The organism is Pseudomonas edaphica, from assembly GCF_005863185.1.
GTDB classification, from domain to species: Bacteria; Pseudomonadota; Gammaproteobacteria; order Pseudomonadales; family Pseudomonadaceae; genus Aquipseudomonas; species Aquipseudomonas edaphica.
This window is the reverse complement of record NZ_VBVZ01000947.1, coordinates 1-1,539: the sequence shown is the minus strand read 5'-3', so window position 1 is coordinate 1,539 and position 1,539 is coordinate 1. Positions and strand designations below refer to the sequence as shown.

Below are 1,539 nucleotides of genomic sequence, written 5' to 3'. Positions count from 1 at the left end.
GATTTGGGGCGGCTTCGCCACCCAACGCAGGGCAAGCCTGCTCGCCACGGATTACTTTTCTCCAGTTCTATTTCTGACTCGACTTACTTGAACGCATCAGCCCAAAGACCTTGAAAGGCATGGCTCTAAAGAGGGCGCAACGGCAGTATCAGGCTCATGCGTGCGCCGCCCAGCGGGCTGCGGGTTACCGACAACTCACCGTGATGCCACTGGGTTGCGCGCTTGGCCAGCGCCAGGCCGAGGCCGAAGCCACTGGGTTCGTCGCCGCCCATGGCAAGCCGCACAAAAGGCTCGAAAATCTTTTCACGGTTCTCCGCCAATATACCGGGGCCATCATCGTCGACATGCAGCACCAAGTGCTGCTCACCCTGGTAGGTGGCGCTCACGCACACTCGATCACGCGCATAGGTGATGGCGTTGCTCAAGAGGTTACGCACGATCAAGTGCAGCAGGGCACGGTCGCCGATCAGTTCAAGCTGTGCAGGCTCGGTTTCCAGGCTTAATTGACGGTGGTGCCCATCCAGTAAGGCGAACTCCTGGTGCAGCCAATCACGCAGGTTGATGGGTTCGTGCTGCAAATCGGTCGGCGCGCCGGCCATTCGCGCGAAGGCCAAGCTGGCGCGAACCAGGGCTTCGAGTTCTTCGACATCGGTTTGCAAGCGCTCCTGAAGGCGTGCGCGGGTCGGCGGGTCTTCGCTCTTGCTCAGCAACGTAAGGGCGAAACGCATGCGCGCCAGCGGTGTGCGCAGTTCGTGGGAGACGGCTTGAGAGACTTCGCGATGGCGTTCGCTCATGGCGCTGATGTCCCGCGCATGCTGTTGCAAAGTCAGCAGCAACGGCGTCCATTCCTTGCCCAGGGCGGGCAGCATCACGTTTGGCGTGCGTGCCAGCGTGCCCAGGCACGTGTTGAGTGTGGCCAGGTCTTTGTTATGCCGTCGGTACGCACGCAAACCGAGGCCGAGCAACAGCAAAACCGGCAAGCCGGCGACACAGGCGGTCATCCAGAAAATCGGAAATTTCAGCAGGTCCTTGACCTCGGCACTGCCCCACATAGGGCCGAATCGGATCACGGTTTCGTCGTCCAGCGGGAAGTAGCTGATGTCTTCGTCGCTGTTCAGTGCCGGCTGCTGGTGTTCGAGCATGACCATGGCTTCGGGCGGCAATTCGACGTCGTCATACGGGATCAGCTCTACCGGGTACTGGAAGTGCGCGCGCAGGATGTCCATGCGCGCTTCACGTTTCTCGGCAGGCAAGCCTTTGAGCTGCTCGGCCACCAAATAGCCTGGGCCGGCCATCAAACGCAAAAAACTGTCCTCGCCGACAAACACCGAGGCGTTGGTGCACAGCCACAACAGATAAAGGGTCAAGCTCGTCCAGCCCGCGCCCGCCACGGCCACCATCCAGGGGCGCAGTTTAAACATGCTGGGCCGCCTGGGGGATTTCGACAAACAGGTAGCCTTGGGCCGTGATGGTCTGGATGGTCACCGGGCAGGCCAGGGTCATCAGCTTTTTGCGCAGGCGCGACACACGCATATCAAT

General features: G+C 60.7%; 2 protein-coding genes. Both read right to left on the bottom strand.

Annotation, left to right across the window (positions count from 1 at the left end; all coding sequences use genetic code 11):
- Nucleotides 1–125 precede the first annotated feature (125 nt).
- Nucleotides 126–1,421 carry a sensor histidine kinase gene (locus FEM54_RS32360; RefSeq protein WP_017139750.1) on the bottom strand — a complete coding sequence of 432 codons (1,296 nt, stop codon included), beginning with the start codon at nt 1,419–1,421 and terminating at the stop codon, nt 126–128.
- Nucleotides 1,414–1,539: helix-turn-helix domain-containing protein (locus FEM54_RS34995; RefSeq protein WP_138454258.1), on the bottom strand; the 126-nt coding region annotated here is incomplete at its 5' end. The genes FEM54_RS32360 and FEM54_RS34995, both read right to left, overlap by 8 nt.

Excerpts from the sequence above, each read along its gene's own strand:
- FEM54_RS32360 (WP_017139750.1), bottom strand. The coding sequence starts at position 1,421 with ATGTTTAAACTGCGCCCCTGGATGGTGGCCGTGGCGGGCGCGGGCTGG.